Consider the following 16,539-nt stretch of genomic DNA (forward strand, 5'->3'; position numbering starts at 1 on the left):
CGACAGCATCGACCAGACAGTGGACATCTACTGACTGTTCCCCTAGCGCGTCCGTATTCAGGAGTGCTCCCATGAGGCGTCGTCGCCGCTCTCGTTTAACCCTGGGCCTCGTGCTCGCGCTCTGCGTCCCTGCCTCGGCGGCCTTCACTGTTCCACAGGCGGCCGGTGCGGCGACGACGCTGCCGAGCGGCTTCTCCGAACAGATCGTGCTGTCCGGCCTGAACCACCCGACCAAGCTGGTGTTCTCGCCCGACGGCCGGGTCTTCGTCGCGGAGAAGGGCGGCACGATCCAGGTTTACGACAGCCTGTCCGACCCGACGCCGACCCTGTTCGCCGACCTCAGCAGCCGGGTGCACGACAACGAGGACAAGGGCCTGCTCGGCCTGGCGCTGCCGCCGAACTTCCCGTCCAACCCGTCGGTGTACGTCACGTACACCGCGACCACCCCGATCGGTGGTGGCCTCGACATCGGCGACACCTGCCCGACCCCCGGCACCGGGTGCATCGTCAGCGGGCGGCTGTCGAAGCTCACCGCGAGCGGCAACACGTGGACCGGCACCGAACAGGTGCTCATCAACGACTGGTGCCAGCAGTTCGAGACCCACTCGATGGGCGACGTGCGGTTCGGCCCCGACGGCGCGCTCTACGTCAGCGGCGGCGAGGGCGCCAGCCCGGTCTTCACCGACTGGGGCCAGCAGGGCAACCCGGTCAACCCGTGCGGCGACCCGCCCGGCGGCGCCGGCGCGGCGCTGAGCCCGCCCAGCTCCGAGGGCGGCGCCCTGCGCTCCCAGGACGTGCGGACGCTGAGCGACCCGACCGGGCTGAGCGGCACCATCATCCGGGTCGACCCGGTGACCGGCGCGGCCAAGACCGACAACCCGCTCTACAACGCGACCACCGACCCCAACGCGCGGCGGATCGTGGCGTACGGCCTGCGCAACCCCTTCCGCTGGACCTTCAAGCCCGGCACCAGCGAGATCTGGATCGGCGACGTCGGCTGGCGGACCTGGGAGGAGATCAACCGGCTGCCCAACCCCCTGGCCACGCCCGTCACCAACTTCGGCTGGCCGTGCATGGAGGGCAACACGCAGCAGCCCGGCTACCGTGACGCGAACCTGAGCCTGTGCACGTCGCTGTACAACACCAACATCGCGACCGGGCCGGTGTACACGTACGGACACCACCAGCAGGTCAACGACAACGACGGCTGCCCGACCGGCGGCTCCAGCCCGACCGGTGTCGCGTTCTACCCGACGTCCGGCGGCAGCTACCCCGCCCAGTACCAGGGCGCGCTCTTCTGGGGCGACTACGCCCGCCGGTGCATCTACGCGATGCTGCCGACCAACGGCACCCCGGACCCGAGCAAGATCCAGACGTTCGCACCCGGCGCGGCCGGCCCCGTCGACCTGGAGATCGGCCCCGGCGGCGACCTGTACTACGTCGACATCGACGGCGGCACGGTGCGGCGGATCAACTACAGCGCCGGCAACCAGCCCCCGGCGGCCGTGATCGGCGCCAACCAGACCTCCGGTGCGCCGCCGCTGGCGGTGCAGTTCAACTCCGCCGGCACCAGCGACCCGAACGCCGGTGACGTCCTCACGTACCAGTGGGACTTCACCAACAACGGCACCTACGACGCGACCGGCCCGACGGCGAGCTACACGTACACCACCGCCGGGAACTACACAGCCAAGCTGCGCGTCACGGACGCGGGCGGGCTGTCCGACACCAAGACACTGCAGATCCTCGTCGGCTCCGACGCGCCGGTGCCGGTGATCGACACGCCCGCGGCCGGGTTCACCTGGGCCACGAACGACACGGTCAACTTCACCGGCCACGCCACCGACGCCCAGGACGGCACGATCCCGGCGGCGAACCTGCACTGGCAGCTGATCCTGCAGCACTGCGCCACCCCCGACAACTGCCACCAGCACTACATCAGTGAGGTCGACGGCGCGTCCGGCTCGTTCATCGGGCCCGACCACGAGTACCCGTCCTATGTGGAGCTGCGGCTCACCGCGACGGACAGCAGCGGGCTCAGCACGACGGTCAGCCGGCGCCTGGACCCGAAGACCGTGACCATGACGTTCAACTCGGTCCCGAGCGGCCTCGGCATCACCGTCGGCTCGGTCTCCGGGGTCACCCCGTTCACCTCGACCGTCATCCAGAAGTCGACGCAGACCGTGTCCGCGCCGACGCCGCAGACGCTCAACGGCACCCAGTACACGTTCGGGTCGTGGAGCCAGGGCGGCGCCGCCACGCAGATGATCACCGCACCGACCACGGCCGCGACCTACACCGCCACCTACGCGGCGACCGGCGGCGGCACGTGCTCCGACAGCTTCGGCTACGTCTGCTCCACCGCGACCAGGGCGTTCGTCAACGCCGACACGACGGTGCTGGCCCTGACCGGCGACGACGCCGTGCAGCAGATCACGCTGCCGTTCGCCGTCAAGCTGTACGGCCAGACGTACACCACCGCCTGGGTCGACACGAACGGCCTGGTGAGCATGGTCAACCCCAACGGGTTCAAGTGGGACAACACGACCCTGCCGAACCCGGCGCTGGCCAACGCGGCCGTCTACGCCTTCCACGACGACCTCGTCATGGACTCCAGCGCGTCGGTGCGCACGACCACGGTCGGCAGCGCACCCAACCGGCAGTTCGTCGTGGAGTGGCGCAACGGCTACATCTACGGCAGCACCAGCCGGCGCATCACGTTCGAGGCGATCCTGTCCGAGAACGGCGACGTGATCACCAACTACGCGAGCCTCGACAGCGACATCGAGAAGGGCAACGCGGCGACCGTCGGCATCGAGAACGCCGACGGCTCGGTGGGCCTCGCCTACTCGGTCAACACCCCGAAGCTCCAGTCCGGCCGGGCGGTCATCTTCACCGCACCCGGCGGGACGACCCCGCCGCCTCCGCCGCCGCCCCCGTCCACCGGGACGGTCAGCGGCACGGTGACGGTCGCGGGTGGTGGCGCCGTCGCCGGGGCCACCGTGACCCTCACGGCCGGCGTGACGACCACCACGAACGCCTCGGGCGGCTACAGCTTCTCCGACGTGGCTTTCGGGTCATACACCGTGAACGCCACCGCGAACGGCCAGTCGACGTCCGCCGCGGTGACCGTCGACGGCGCCGAGACGGTGAACCTCACGCTGCCGGCACCGCCGCCGCCCGCCGGGAACTACGGGATCACGACGGTCGCCGCGCCGCTCGTCCCCGCCGACGCGACGGTGCTCACCCTCACCGGGGACGACAACATCCAGCAGGTCACGCTGCCGGCACCGGTGACGTTGTACGGCGTCACGTATTCGACCGCCTGGGTCGACACCAACGGCAAGGTCTCGTTCGTCAACCCGGGCGGCGCCTACGTGGAGCACTCCGCGCTGCCGTCGACCGCGGCGCCGAACGCGACGGTCTATGCCTTCTGGGACGACCTCGTTGTCGACGGTTCCGCGTCGGTACGGACGGCGCTGGTCAACGGCTCGGTGGTGATCGAGTGGCGTAACCCGTACATCTACGGCAACGGGGTGCACAACCGGGTGACGTTCTCGGTGGCGTTCGCTCCTGACGGTGTCATCACCTGTTACTACTCCGGGCTGGACAACGACGTGGAGAAGGGCAACGGCGCCACGGTCGGGGTCGAGAACGCGGCCGGCACGGTGGCGGCGCAGTACCTGTTCAACCAGCCGCTGCTGGTCTCCGGCACCTCCGTTCGGTTCACGCCCTGATTTGTGTCATACCTGGTTGCTAGGTTCGTGAGGTGCTGACCGAGGCAACCGCTGTTCTGAAGAAGCTCGCTGGTCCTTCCGCCGAACTGCGGGAGGACCAGTGGGCCGCCATCTCCGCGCTCGTCGCCGAGCACCGCCGGGTGCTGTGCGTGCAGCGCACCGGCTGGGGCAAGTCCGCGGTCTACTTCATCGCCACGGCGCTGCTGCGCGCCCGCGGCGCCGGCCCGACGGTCATCGTGTCGCCGCTGCTCGCCCTCATGCGCAACCAGGTCGATGCCGCCGCCCGCGCCGGCATCACCGCCCGCACGATCAACTCCGCCAACCTGGAGGAGTGGGACCAGATCACCGCCGAGATCGCCGCCGGCGGCGTCGACGTCCTGCTCGTCTCGCCCGAGCGGCTCAACAACCCCGACTTCCGCGACAACGTGCTGCCCAAGCTCGCCGCGACCACCGGCCTGCTCGTCGTCGACGAGGCGCACTGCGTCTCCGACTGGGGCCACGACTTCCGCCCCGACTACCGGCGGCTGCGCACCCTCCTGCTCGACCTCGCCCCCGACACCCCCGTCCTCGCGACCACCGCCACCGCGAACGCCCGCGTCACCGCTGACGTCGCCGAGCAGCTCGGCGACGCCCTCGTCCTGCGCGGGTCCCTGGACCGGGAGTCGCTGCGCCTCGGCTCGCTGACCCTGCCGTCGGCCCCGCACCGGCTGGCCTGGCTCGGCGAGCACCTCGGCACGTTCACCGGCTCCGGGATCATCTACACGCTGACCGTCGCCGCCGCCCACGAGACCGCGGCCTACCTGCGCGCCTGCGGCTACGAGGTCGCCGCCTACACCGGCCAGAGCGAGGGCGCCGACCGCCTCGCCGCGGAGGACGACCTCCTCGCCAACCGGATCAAGGCCCTCGTCGCCACGTCCGCGCTCGGCATGGGCTTCGACAAGCCCGACCTCGGCTTCGTCGTCCACCTCGGCGCGCCGTCCTCCCCGATCGCCTATTACCAGCAGGTCGGCCGCGCCGGCCGGGCCGTGGAGAAGGCCGACGTGCTGCTCCTGCCCGGCACCGAGGACCTCGCCATCTGGCGCTACTTCGCGTCCCTGGCCTTCCCGCCCGAGCCGCAGGTCCGCGCCGTCCTCGACACCCTCGCCTCGTCCGACCGCCCACTGTCCACCGCCACCCTCGAGACCCGCGTCGAGCTGCGCCGCACCCGGCTCGAGCTGATGCTCAAGGTCCTCGACGTCGACGGCGCCGTCCATCGCGTCCGCGGCGGCTGGGAGTCCACCGGCGTGCCGTGGCGCCACGACACCGAGCGCTATGACCGCATCGCCGCCGCCCGCGCCGCCGAGCAGGACTCGATGCGCGAATACGCGGGTCTGACGACGTGCCGCCTCGAGTTCCTGCGCCGGACCCTCGACGACCCTGGCGCCGCTCCCTGCGGACGCTGCGACAACTGCGCCAGCACCTGGTATCCCGAGGCCGTCTCGCCGGCCGCCCTCGCCTCGGCCCGCTCCCACCTCGGCCGCACCGGCGTCGAGATCACCCCACGCAAGATGTGGCCCACCGGCCTCCCCGCCATCGGCATCCCGCTCACCGGCAAGATCTCGCCCGCCGAGCAGACCCTCCCCGGCCGCGCCATCGGCCGCCTCAGCGACCTCGGCTGGGGCGACAAGCTCCGCAAGCTCCTCGCCGCCCCCGACGCACCGCTCCCCGACGACATCTTCACCGGCGTCGTGGCCACCCTCACCGAATGGGCGAAGGGCGACGACCCCTGGCCAACCCGCCCATCCGGCGTCGTCATCCTCGGCTCCCAGAGCACCCCCACCCTCCTGCACTCCCTCGGCACCCGCATCGCCGAGGTCGGCCGCTTGCCCCTGCTCGGCGCCATCGAGCCCACCCACGCCGCGGACGCCGCCTCGCGCACCAACAGCGCCCAGCGGGTCCGGGCCCTGCACGACGCCTTCACGGTCCCGCCGGCGCTCGCGGCCCAGCTCCCGACCCTGACCGGCCCCGTCCTCCTCGTCGACGACCTGGTGGACAGCGGGTGGACCATGGCGATCGCCGCACGGCTGCTGCGGCGCGCGGGCGCTTCGGGGGTGCTGCCGTTCGCATTGGCGCTGTCAGCCTGACCCGGCCCGGGCGGTCACTTCTTCGCCCTGCCTGCTGTCCCACCCTGCCTGCTGTCCCGCCCTGTCTGCCGTTTCGCCCTGTCTGCCGTTCCGCCGTGCCGCCGGTGTTGTCCGCTGGCCGCCTGTCGGTCGCGGGTGTCGTTCGGCGGCCCGCGTGTTTCGCCTGCCGCTCGCGTTCGCCCCGTTCGCCGCCGTTGCCACTCGCCTCGCTTGCCTGCGGCTTGTCGATCGTGTGGCTGGTTGTCGGCCCAGTTGCTCGACTTCCGTGATCACGAACCGCGCCGCGTGTTGCCCTCCTCGGTTGGCGGGCCGCGGGGTTGTGGTCGGCGGCGGTGATCCGGGTGATCGGCGGTCGCGTGCCTCGCCGCCCCGCTCCGGACGCCGCCAGGGGTGGCGTTGCGTCCCTTTTCGTCGGGCCTGTTCTGGTGCCGTGTCCCCGTGTCGTTGATCGAAGTCGCGGACGGCCAGCGACTTCGATCACCGGGGAGATCTCCTGGGGCAGCGAGGCTGATCCGAGCATCGGCAGTGCCGGATTGGGCGGCGGGCACGCGGCGTCGTTGCCGGGTTCCCCACAAGCCGGAGGATTCCCGGGGAGATCCGGTGCTGGAGCGGAAACGCGGCGGCTCGGGCTGATTGGCCCCGGTCGCCGGCACGATCAGGGCAACCGCGCGTCAGACGGGTCGAGAGGGGTGGGGTCGTCCTCGGGCCACCAGGCCGCTCTGCGCATGTCTACTTTATCCGACTTGAGCGGAGTGCCCTCCAGCCTGTGGCGGCGCAAGGCTTCCTGCTCGTGGCCTGGGACCAGGCGGCCGTTGGCGGCCACGACGCGGTGCCAGGGGACGCCGCCGCCGTAGTGGGACATCACCGCTCCCACCTGGCGGGGGCCGCCGCGGCCCAGGTACTCCGCGATCGCGCCGTAGGACATGACGCGCCCCGGAGGGATGCGTTCCACCACGGTGAGGACCAGTTCGGCATAGTCGTCGTCGGCCACGATATGGGAACCTACCGCGAGCGGACGGTGGCGACGCGGCAAGATAGGCGGCGTGCGGGAACAGGTCACCGAGGCTCGACGGATCGTGGTCAAGGTCGGGTCGTCGTCGTTGACCACCGCGGCCGGCGGGCTCGATGCGCAGCGGGTCGATGCGCTCGTCGATGCGCTCGCCAGATGCTCCGCGGAGGTCGTGCTCGTGTCGTCGGGGGCGATCGCGGCGGGGCTGGCGCCGCTGGGGTTGTCGCGGCGGCCGCGGGATCTCGCGACGCAGCAGGCCGCGGCGAGTGTCGGGCAGGGGCTGCTCATGCGGGCGTACAACGACGCGTTCGCACAGCACCAGCGGGTGGTGGGGCAGGTGCTGCTGACCGTCGACGACGTGACGCGGCGGGTGCACTACCGCAATGCGTACCGGACCCTGCGGCGGCTGCTGGACCTGCGGGCCATCCCGGTCGTCAACGAGAACGACACCGTCGCCACGGAGGAGATCCGGTTCGGTGACAACGACCGGCTGGCGGCGCTGGTCGCCTCGCTGGTGCACGCCGACCTGCTGGTGCTGCTGTCGGACGTCGACGGCCTGTACACCGGCGATCCCTCGCTGCCGACCTCGACCGCGGTGACGGACGTGCGGTCGCCGGACGACCTGCGGCACATCAACGTCAAACGGCCCGGCAAGGCCGGCGTCGGCACCGGTGGGATGGTGACGAAGGTCGAGGCGGCCAGGATCGCGACGACCAGCGGCATCCCGGTGGTGCTGACGTCAGCACCCAACGCGAAGGCCGCCCTGGCCGGCGAGCCGGTCGGCACGCTGTTCCACCGGCAGCGGGAGCGGCCGCAGGCGCGGCTGTTCTGGCTCGCGCACGCGACCAGCCCGCGCGGCCGGCTGCACCTGGACGCCGGGGCGGTGCAGGCCGTCATCCAGCGGCACGCGTCGCTGCTGCCGGCCGGGATCACGGCGGTCGACGGGCGGTTCGCCGCAGGGGATCCGGTGGACCTGGTCGACGTCGGCGGCGTGCCGGTGGCGCGGGGGCTCGTCAACTACGACGCCACGGAGCTGCCGCCGCTGCTGGGCCGGTCGACGGGGGAGCTGGCCAAGGCGCTGGGCCCCGCATACGAGCGGGAGGTCGTCCACCGCGACGACCTGGTCCTGCTCTGAGCAGAAGGCCGGCTGTGAGAAAAGGCCAGCAGTGAGAAAAAGGCTAGTCCTGTTGTGACAACAGGCGACCCACGCCGCCGCGGCGTGGATCGCCGCCCGCGCCGGCCAGCCCGACCGCGCTCACGCCGCCGAAGTAGTGGTCGAGGCGATCCCACTGCTGCACCGAATAGCCGGCGGCGGCGAACGGTGCCGGGTCGGCGCCGGGCTCCACGTGCACCAGGCGCCCGCCGTCCACCGACACCGGGTGGAAGCGGGGGCGCCGGATCGCGGTCGTGATGTCGTCGCCGTGGACCAGGACGTTGGTGAGCGTCTGGATCAGCGCGGTCCGGATTCGGGTCGCGCCGGCGGAGCCGATCGCCATGACGAGACGGCCGGTGGGATCCAGGACGACGGTCGGGCACATGCACGACGCCATCCGCTCGCCCGGCAATGTGCCCGGCCGGATGAGGTCGCCCTCGCCGAGCATCGAGTTCAGGTGGACGCCGAGGCCGGGCAGCCACACGCCGGCGCCGATACCCAGCGTCATGGTGATCACGCAGGCGTTGCCGGACTCGTCGACGACCGAGATGTTCGTGGTGTCACCGAGGCGTTGTGAGCCGTACACCAGGAGCGCGTCGGCCAGGTCCAGCGGAGCGAACCCGACTGGCAGCGCGGCAATTGTTCGAATTGTTTCGTTCAGGTCCGTTCGCGCAAGCACCCGATACGGTCCGAACGGGGCGGCGGTCACCGGCACCTGCAGCACCCGGTATGAGGCAAGGTCCCGCGCGTTCAGTACCCCACCGCCCGCCCGGACCTGCGAGAGCATCAGCTGACCCACCCGCCCGGTGTAGAAGGCGGCCGGGCCCTCCGCTGACAGGATCCCGAACGCGGCGTCCAACCCGGGGTGATGCAGCAGCTCGCCGCCCTCCAGGAGGCGGCCCTCCGGTGCGTACACCGCCGACCCGAACCCGGGCAGCATCGCCGGCGCCAGCGACACGAGGGTGCGCGCGTGCGGCCCCGGCAGCAGGACGCCGCTGCGGGCCAGGTTCAGCGCGGGGGCGACGACCCGCTGCCACGACAGGCGGCCCCACCGGCGGTGGATCTCACCGGCCCCGGCCGGGACGCCGGGCACCCCTACGCTCGACGCGCCGATCTCGTACCGCTGCGGAACACCGCCGAACGAGATCTTGATCGGAACCATCGGCGCCGCGGGGGTGGTGCTGCCCAGGCCGGGGACGGCGCAGAAGAAGTCGAGGCACGTGGTGGCGCCGGTGGCGGCGTCGAAGTAGGTGGCGAACCCGCCGCCGGCCAGACCGGTCAGGACGCTCTCCGCGGCGCAACCGGCGAGCATCGCGGCCACGGCGGCGTCGGCCGCGGACCCTCCGGCCGCAAGGACCCGCAACCCGACCTCGGTCGTGGCGGGGTGCCCGGCGGCGACCCCGGCCGGGACCGTTGACCGGGAGCGCGAGTGAGCCTGCAGCAGGGCGGTCGACAGCGGAGGTTCCTTTCCGAGACAGTGATCGCTAGCATTCGTGGACCATGGCCCCAGTCGTGCAAACCCAGGTCCTGCCGGGACGTGTGCGGGCGGGCTATGCGCTCGGTTCGCTGGTCACCGGCGCCTTCGGCACAGTGCCTGGCCTGCTCCTGCTGCCATACCTGACGGACACACTCGGCGTCGCTGCCGGGATCGCCGGGCTCCTGGTGCTGGCGCCGAAGGCGTGGGACGTGCTGATCAACCCGGTTGCCGGGCGGATCTCCGATCGTACCCGCACCTCGATGGGGGCCAGGCGGCCGTTTCTGCTCTTCGGCGGCCTTGCGCTCGCGGTGCTGTTCGCCGGGATCTTCGCCGCGCCGTTTGAGCGCAATGCCGCTTACGCAGCGGTGATGTTCCTGCTCGCGGCGACCGCGTTCGCGTTCTACCAGGTGCCCTACGTGGCGATGCCGGCCGAGATGACCGACGACTACGCCGAGCGGACCCGGCTGATGAGCTGGCGGGTCGCGATCCTCGCGGTCGCCATCCTGGTGTCCGGGGCGCTGTCGCCGATGGTGACGAAGCAGTTCGGCGGCGGCATTCCCGGGCACCGCGCGATGGGCGTCTTCGTCGCCGTGCTGATCCTCGTCGGCACGTTCGGCTCGTTCTTCGGCACCCGCAGCGCACCGGTCGGCAAGGTCCTGCCGAGCGAGCCGTCCTTCGCCGCGCAGCTGCGGGTCGTGCGGGCCAACCGGCCGTTCCGGCTGCTGCTGATCTGCTGGATCGTGCAGGCCGCGGGCATCGCCACCATGCTGGCCGGGGTCAGCTACTTCGCCACCCAGATCCTCGAGTCCCCGGACACCGGCGCGACGCTGCTGTTCGCGTGCTTCGTCGGCCCGGCGCTGCTGGTCATGCCGCTGTGGACCCGGGTCGGCCGGCGGGTCGGCAAGTTGCGCGCCTACGTGTACGCGTCGGTGCTGTTCGCGGCCGCCGCCGCGGCGCTGGCCCTCGCCCCGTTCCTGCCGGCCGCCGTCGTCTACGTCCTGACCGGGCTCGTCGGCAGCGGGTACGCCGGCCAGCAGGTCTTCGGCCTGGCCATGCTGCCGGACTGCATCGCCTTCGACGCCCAGCGCACCGGCCGCCGCCAGGCGGGCGTCTTCACCGGGCTGTGGACGGCGGGCGAGACGTTCGGCCTGGCGCTCGGCCCCGGCGTCTTCGCGGTGCTCCTGGCGATCTTCGGCTACGTGTCCAGCTCCTCCGGCGAGGCCGCGGCCCAGTCCGGCACCGCCAAGATCGGCGTCCTCATCGGGTTCACCCTCGTGCCCGCCCTCGTGGTCGCATCGGCGCTCATCGGTCTGCGAGGCTACGACCTGGACGAGCGGCGTCTCACCGAGGGGGTTTCGTGAAAGGCATTCCGGCGGAGCAGGTCCTGGCCGAGCTCGCCGAGCTGCGGAAAGGGGACCTGCCGACGCACGGCGGACGGTTGTTCGCCTACGTCTACGACCCCGCCGTGCCCGGCCTCGACGAGCTCGCGGCGGCGGCGTACGCGTCCTCGGCGCACGTCAACGGCCTCGACCCGACCGCGTTCCCGTCGCTGCTGCGGATGGAGAACGACCTCGTCGGCATGGCCGCGGCCGTCCTGGGCGGCGGACCGGACACGGTCGGCAGCGTCACCAGCGGTGGCACCGAGTCGCTGATCCTCGCCGTGAAGGCGGCCCGCGACGGCGCCCCGCACATCGCCGAGCCTCGCCTGGTGATGCCGGTGACCGCGCACGCGGCGCTTGCGAAGGCCGCGTCCTACCTGCGTGTCGCTTTGGATGTGGTGCCGGTGGGCGCCGACCTCCGGGTCGATCCTGCCGAGGTCGCCGCCGCGATCGGGCCGTCCACGGTCCTGGTGGCCTGTTCGGCGCCGTCCTACGCGCACGGCCTCATCGACCCCGTCGAGCCGATCGCGGCGGCGGCGCTCGCTGCCGGGGTCCGCTGCCACGTCGACGCCTGCTTCGGTGGGTGGACGCTGCCGTTCCTGCGCCGCCTCGGCGAGCCGGTCCCGGCGTTCGACCTGTCCGTCCCCGGGGTCACCAGCATCTCCGTCGACCTGCACAAGTACGCGTACGCGCCGAAGGGCGTCTCCGTCCTGCTGCACCGCGACGAGGCGCTGCGGCTGCCGCAGTACTTCGGCTACGCCGACTGGCCCGGGTACACGATGGTCAATCCCGTCATCTCCTCCACCCGCTCCGGCGGGCCGATCGCGGCGGCCTGGGCGACGCTGCGGCACCTCGGTGACGACGGCTACCTGGCTCTGGCCTCGACGACCCGCGCCGCGGTGCGTGGCCTCGCGGCCGCGGTCTCGGCCGTCGACGGTCTCGTGCTGCTGCCGGTCGAGTCGACGGTCGTGGCGTTCCAGTCCGCTGACGTCGACCTGTTCGTGCTGGCCGACGAGCTGACGGCCCGCGGGTGGCACACGCAGCCGCAGTTCCAGCACGGGGACATCGCGCCGTCGGTGCACCTGACCGTGACGGCAGCCGTCGAGCCCCGGGTCTCCGAGTTCGCCGCCGACCTGGCCGCGTCGGTGGCCGCTGCCCGTGCGCATGGTCCGGTTGAACTGCCGGCCGACATCTTCTCGCTGGTCGGGGACGTCTCGTCGCTGGCTGCGGCGCTCGGCGTCGGGTCCGGTTCGTCAGTGCTGCCCGCCCGCATGGCGGTGATCAACACCCTGTTGAACGCGGCGCCACCTGCCGTGCGCGAGCAGTTACTGGTGGCATTCCTCAGTCTGTTGCAGCGGCCGACAAGCGTAGGCTGACGCATATGGGGAGTGTCGTGGGCGACCCGATCAAGTTCGTGCTCAACTGGGGACGCCGCTATTCGTTGTGGGTGTTCAACTTCGGTCTCGCCTGCTGCGCGATCGAGTTCATCGCCACGTCCATGGGGCGGCACGACTTCATGCGCCTCGGCGTCATCCCGTTCGCCCACGGGCCGCGCCAGGCCGACCTCATGGTCGTCTCCGGCACCGTCACCGACAAGATGGCGCCCGCGGTCAAGCGGCTCTATGACCAGATGCCCGAGCCGAAGTACGTGATCAGCTTCGGTGCGTGCAGCAACTGCGGCGGGCCCTACTGGGACTCGTACTCGGTGACCAAGGGCGTCGACCAGCTCATCCCGGTCGACGTCTACATCCCCGGCTGCCCACCGCGGCCCGAGGCGCTGCTGCACGGCATCATGAAACTCCAGGACAAGATCGCGGGGGAGCAGTCCGGCCTCGGCGGGGTCAACCGCACCGACGTCAAGGCGCTGACCGCCCCGCCGGTGCGGAGGCCCTGACGTGGAGCTTGAGGAGCTCGGCGCGCTGTTCGGCGACGGCGCCACCGTCGGCGAGTCCGCCGGCGGCGGCCGCTTCGCCCGGCCGACGGTCGACGTGCCGCTCTCGTCGTGGCACGACGCGTTGCTGACCGCCCGTGATGACCTTGCCTGCGACTTCTTCGACTGGCTGTCAGCCGTCGACGAGCTGCCCGACGGCTTCACCGTGATCGCCCACGTCTACTCGACGTCGTTGCTGCACGGGTTGCTGCTGCGGGTGTCGTTGCCGCGGCTTTCGCCGGCGGTGTCCACGGTCGTTCCGGTGTATCCGGGCGCCGCCTGGCACGAGCGTGAGACGCACGAGATGTTCGGCATCGACTTCACCGGTAACGACGCGCTGACGCCGCTGCTGCTCCCGCCGGAGTTCGAGGGCCATCCGTTGCGCAAGGAGTTCGTTCTTGCCTCCCGGGTCGCGAAGCCGTGGCCGGGGGCGAAGGAGCCCGGCGAGAGCGAGCACACCGTGAGCAAGCGCGCCCCCATGCGGCCGCCGGGGGTACCCGATCCGAGCGAATGGCCGGGAGGCCGGGTCTGATGCCGATCTGGTTGGAGCTGGCGCTGCGGGTGCTCGTCGTCGTCGGCGCGTTCCTCACCCTGCCGCTCATCGTCGGTCAGGCCGAGCACAAGGTGATGGCGCACATGCAGGGCCGCCTCGGCCCCATGTATGCCGGCGCCTTCCACGGCTGGGCCCAGCTGGTCGCCGACGGGGTCAAGTTCGTGCAGAAGGAGGACATCACCCCGCGCGCCGCCGACCGGCAGGTCTTCCGGCTCGCTCCGGTCGTGGCGCTCCTGCCGTATCTGGCCGTCCTGCTGGTCATTCCCCTCGGGCCGCACGGCCTGGTCGCCCAGCCGCTCGACGTCGGGCTGTTCTTCGTCCTCGCGGTCGTCGGCATCGGCGTGATCGCCGTGCTCATGGCCGCCTGGTCGTCGGCCAACAAGTATTCGCTGCTCGGCGGGCTGCGGGCGGCCGCGCAGCTGCTCGGCTACGAGCTGCCCTTCGTGCTGTCGGCGGCGTCGGTGGCGATGGCCGCCGGCACGCTGTCGCTGTCCGGCATCGTCGAGGCGTGGCGCCCCTGGTGGCTGCTGTGGCAGCTGCCGGCGATGCTCATCTTCTTCACCGCCGGGCTCGCCGAGATCCGCCGCCCGCCGTTCGACATGCCGATCGCCGACTCGGAGCTGGTCTTCGGCTACCTGACCGAATACACGGGCCTGCGCTTCGCGTTCTTCCTGCTGGCCGAATACGTCGGCATCGTCGTCATCGCCGCCCTCACCACCGTGCTGTTCCTCGGCGGCTGGAAGGGCCCGTTCGACGATCAGCTCGGCTGGCTGTGGACGCTGGTGAAGGTCTTCGCCGTCGCGTTCGTGGTGATCTGGCTGCGGGTCGCGTATCCCCGCCTGCGCGAGGACCAGTTGCAACGGCTCTGCTGGCTGGTCCTCGTCCCGCTCGCGTTGTTGCAGCTCGTCCTGACCGCCGCGGTGAAGGTTCTGACATGAGGAGGGTGTTCGGTGGAAATCCCCGGTAAAGGGCTCGTCAAGGGCCTCGCCGTAACGCTCGGCACGCTGACCAACCGCTCCACCACCCAGCAGTATCCCGACGTCGAGCCGGACCTGCCGCCGCGCACCCGCGGCGTCATCGCGCTCATCGAGGAGAACTGCACGGTCTGCATGCTGTGCGCCCGGGAGTGCCCCGACTGGTGCATCTACATCGACTCCCACAAGGAGGAGGTCGTCGTCCCCGGCGCGGCGCGGGCCCGGCAGCGCAACGTGCTCGACCGGTTCGCGATCGACTTCTCGCTCTGCATGTACTGCGGGATCTGCATCGAGGTGTGCCCCTTCGACGCGCTGCACTGGACGCCGGAGTTCGAGTACGCCGAACACGACATCCGTGACCTGCTGCACGAGAAGGAGCGGCTCGAGGAGTGGGTCGCCACCGTCCCCGCGCCGCCCGCGCACGACCATCGGGGTGAACCGGCCAAAGAGCAGACCGCCGCCGCAAAACGCTCAGGTCAGAGCGCGGTCTGACCGATTCGAGTGGTGAGTCGCGCCCGCTGGTCGCGGCCGACTGCTCGGAGGTGGCGGCATGTCCCGGCTGGGAATCTCGCAGAAGCTCTTCATCGGCTTTCTGCTCGTCTCGGTGGTGACGGTGGTGGTCGGCGTCTATGGCATCACCCGGCTGAGGGTGCTCAACCAGCACACCAACGACGTCTACGCCACGGCCGGCGCGCCGGGGTACAACGCGCAGAAGATGCAGAACCACTGGACCGAGACGCAGCTGCTCATGTACGCCGCCGCCATGAGCCCGGCGGCGAACCTGGAGCAGATCGTCACCGGGTACATCAAGCCCGTCGACGCGAGCTTCGACGCGGCGTACGCCGCCTACCTCGGCAGCCGGCACACCGCCGAGGGCAAGAAGCTCGCCGACGAACTCGTCCGGCAGATGGCCACCGTCCGCAAGATCCGCGACGAGCAGGTCCTGACCGCCGCCCGCCAGGGCAACCTGCCCGCCGCCATGCAGGCCCTCTTCAACCCGGAGATGGGCGCGATCCTGGAGGCGCAGCAGAACGTCGGCAGCAAGATCGCCGACATCGAGCAGGCCAACGCGAAACAGATCTCCAACGACGCCGGCGACACCTACGACGCCGCCCGCACCAGCCTGATCGTCATGCTGGTGCTCGGCATCATCCTGTCGATGGGGCTCGCCGGGCTCGTCGCCCGGTCGATCGTGCGCTCGGTGCGCCGCGCCAAGTCCGTCCTGGACGAGGTCGCCGGCGGTGACCTGACCTCACGCATGGACGTGACCAGCGGCGACGAGGTCGGCCAGATGGGCCGGGCGCTCAACGAGAGCCTCGACCGGATCGCCGAGATGGTGCGCCTCGTCGGCACCTCGGCGACCTCCCTGGCCAGCTCCTCGACCCGGCTCACCGGCGTGGCCCGCACCATCGCCTCGGGCGTCGACGACGCCGCCGAGCAGGCCACCGCCGTCAGCGGCGCGGCCGGCGAGGTGTCCCGCAACGTGCAGACCGTCGCCGTCGGCACCGACGAGATGAACGAGAGCATCCGGGAGATCGCACAGAACGCCACGGAAGCGGTGCGGGTGGCGAACGAGGCCATGGAGGCCGCCAACGAGACGACCCGCACGATGGCGAAGCTGGGCGAGTCCAGCGCCGAGATCGGCAACGTCATCAACGTGATCACCGGCATCGCCGCGCAGACCAACCTGCTTGCGTTGAACGCGACGATCGAGGCCGCCCGCGCCGGCGAGGCCGGCAAGGGCTTCGCCGTCGTCGCGAACGAGGTGAAGGACCTCGCGCAGGAGACGGCGAAGGCGACCGAGGACATCAGCCAGCGGATCTCGGCGATCCAGGCCGACGCGGCGAGCGCCGTGGCCGCGATCAGCCGCATCAGCGACGTCATCGAGAGCGTCAACGGATACCAGACGACGATCGCCTCCGCGGTGGAGGAGCAGACCGCGACCACGAACGAGATGGGGCGCAACGCGGCGAACGCGGCAAACGGGAGCACCGAGATCGCGTCCAGTATCGACCGGGTGGCGCGGGCGGCGCAGTCCACGAGTGTCGGGGTGCAGGAGACGGAGTCGGCGGCGGCGGAGCTGGCCGGGATGTCGCAGGAGTTGAGCCGGGTCGTGGCGCGCTTCCGCGCGTAGTCCCCTTCTTTTGTTCCTCATTTGCCGCCCGGCGGTCGATTCCTGTCGGACCCTGATGGCAGGATGTCCG

At 71.1% G+C, this 16,539-nt stretch carries 12 protein-coding genes; 10 read left to right on the forward strand and 2 right to left on the reverse strand.

All coding sequences use genetic code 11. The annotated features are described in order from the left end of the window. Positions 1-110 precede the first annotated feature (110 nt). Positions 111-3,737 carry a PQQ-dependent sugar dehydrogenase gene (locus ACFPIJ_RS49075; RefSeq protein WP_380126400.1) on the forward strand — a complete coding sequence of 1,209 codons (3,627 nt, stop codon included), beginning with the start codon at positions 111-113 and terminating at the stop codon, positions 3,735-3,737. A gap of 32 nt (positions 3,738-3,769) precedes the next feature. Next, positions 3,770-5,860: a RecQ family ATP-dependent DNA helicase gene (locus ACFPIJ_RS49080; RefSeq protein ID WP_380126401.1), complete on the forward strand. Its 2,091-nt coding sequence runs from the start codon at positions 3,770-3,772 to the stop codon at positions 5,858-5,860. Positions 5,861-6,515: 655 nt separating this feature from the next. Here the strand turns inward: ACFPIJ_RS49080 and ACFPIJ_RS49085 are convergent. Continuing rightward, a complete protein-coding gene (locus tag ACFPIJ_RS49085; protein ID WP_380126402.1) occupies positions 6,516-6,851 on the reverse strand; it encodes an MGMT family protein in 336 nt (111 codons plus the stop codon). A 52-nt stretch (positions 6,852-6,903) separates the two neighbouring features. Here ACFPIJ_RS49085 and proB point away from each other — a divergent pair, with 52 nt between their 5' ends. Further along, complete coding sequence (gene proB, locus ACFPIJ_RS49090; RefSeq protein ID WP_380126403.1) at positions 6,904-8,004, forward strand: glutamate 5-kinase; 1,101 nt, start codon at positions 6,904-6,906, stop codon at positions 8,002-8,004. A 43-nt stretch (positions 8,005-8,047) separates the two neighbouring features. Here proB and ACFPIJ_RS49095 read toward each other — a convergent pair whose 3' ends face one another. Continuing rightward, positions 8,048-9,385, reverse strand: a complete 1,338-nt coding sequence (locus tag ACFPIJ_RS49095; protein ID WP_380126404.1) for a gamma-glutamyltransferase — start codon at positions 9,383-9,385, stop codon at positions 8,048-8,050. Positions 9,386-9,522: 137 nt separating this feature from the next. On the opposite strand from ACFPIJ_RS49095, the gene ACFPIJ_RS49100 reads away from it, so the two are divergent. From ACFPIJ_RS49100 to ACFPIJ_RS49130, 7 genes are read left to right on the forward strand one after another with little or no spacing between them, the layout of a single operon-like run. Continuing rightward, the gene (locus tag ACFPIJ_RS49100; protein ID WP_380126405.1) at positions 9,523-10,860 is read left to right on the forward strand and encodes an MFS transporter; all 1,338 of its coding nucleotides are present in this window, start codon (positions 9,523-9,525) and stop codon (positions 10,858-10,860) included. After that, on the forward strand, positions 10,857-12,254 hold the full coding sequence (locus tag ACFPIJ_RS49105; protein ID WP_380126406.1) for a pyridoxal phosphate-dependent decarboxylase family protein: 1,398 nt from the start codon (positions 10,857-10,859) through the stop codon (positions 12,252-12,254). Before ACFPIJ_RS49100 ends, ACFPIJ_RS49105 begins: the two co-directional genes overlap by 4 nt. 5 nt (positions 12,255-12,259) lie before the next feature. Beyond that, entirely contained in the window at positions 12,260-12,772 is a 513-nt protein-coding gene (locus ACFPIJ_RS49110; protein ID WP_203845048.1) for an NADH-quinone oxidoreductase subunit B, read from the forward strand. 1 nt (position 12,773) lies between these two features. Then, the gene (locus ACFPIJ_RS49115; RefSeq protein WP_380126407.1) at positions 12,774-13,340 is read left to right on the forward strand and encodes an NADH-quinone oxidoreductase subunit C; all 567 of its coding nucleotides are present in this window, start codon (positions 12,774-12,776) and stop codon (positions 13,338-13,340) included. Next, positions 13,340-14,299, forward strand: a complete 960-nt coding sequence (gene nuoH / locus ACFPIJ_RS49120; RefSeq protein ID WP_380126408.1) for an NADH-quinone oxidoreductase subunit NuoH — start codon at positions 13,340-13,342, stop codon at positions 14,297-14,299. The genes ACFPIJ_RS49115 and nuoH overlap by 1 nt, the downstream gene beginning before the upstream one ends. Positions 14,300-14,311: 12 nt before the next feature. Then, positions 14,312-14,827 (forward strand): NuoI/complex I 23 kDa subunit family protein, encoded by a 516-nt coding sequence (locus ACFPIJ_RS49125; RefSeq protein ID WP_380126409.1) that lies wholly within the window; start codon positions 14,312-14,314, stop codon positions 14,825-14,827. 58 nt (positions 14,828-14,885) lie between these two features. Beyond that, positions 14,886-16,469 (forward strand): methyl-accepting chemotaxis protein, encoded by a 1,584-nt coding sequence (locus tag ACFPIJ_RS49130; protein ID WP_380126410.1) that lies wholly within the window; start codon positions 14,886-14,888, stop codon positions 16,467-16,469. Positions 16,470-16,539 lie beyond the last annotated feature (70 nt).

The organism is Dactylosporangium cerinum (assembly GCF_042653625.1).
Lineage (GTDB): Bacteria > Actinomycetota > Actinomycetes > Mycobacteriales > Micromonosporaceae > Dactylosporangium > Dactylosporangium cerinum.

What these genes read in the sequence shown, in the direction of transcription:
- ACFPIJ_RS49100 (WP_380126405.1), top strand. Translation starts at nt 9,523, where the DNA reads ATGGCCCCAGTCGTGCAAACCCAGGTCCTGCCGGGACGTGTGCGGGCG.
- ACFPIJ_RS49110 (WP_203845048.1), top strand. Translation starts at nt 12,260, where the DNA reads ATGGGGAGTGTCGTGGGCGACCCGATCAAGTTCGTGCTCAACTGGGGA.
- nuoH (WP_380126408.1), top strand. Translation starts at nt 13,340, where the DNA reads ATGCCGATCTGGTTGGAGCTGGCGCTGCGGGTGCTCGTCGTCGTCGGC.
- ACFPIJ_RS49130 (WP_380126410.1), top strand. Translation starts at nt 14,886, where the DNA reads ATGTCCCGGCTGGGAATCTCGCAGAAGCTCTTCATCGGCTTTCTGCTC.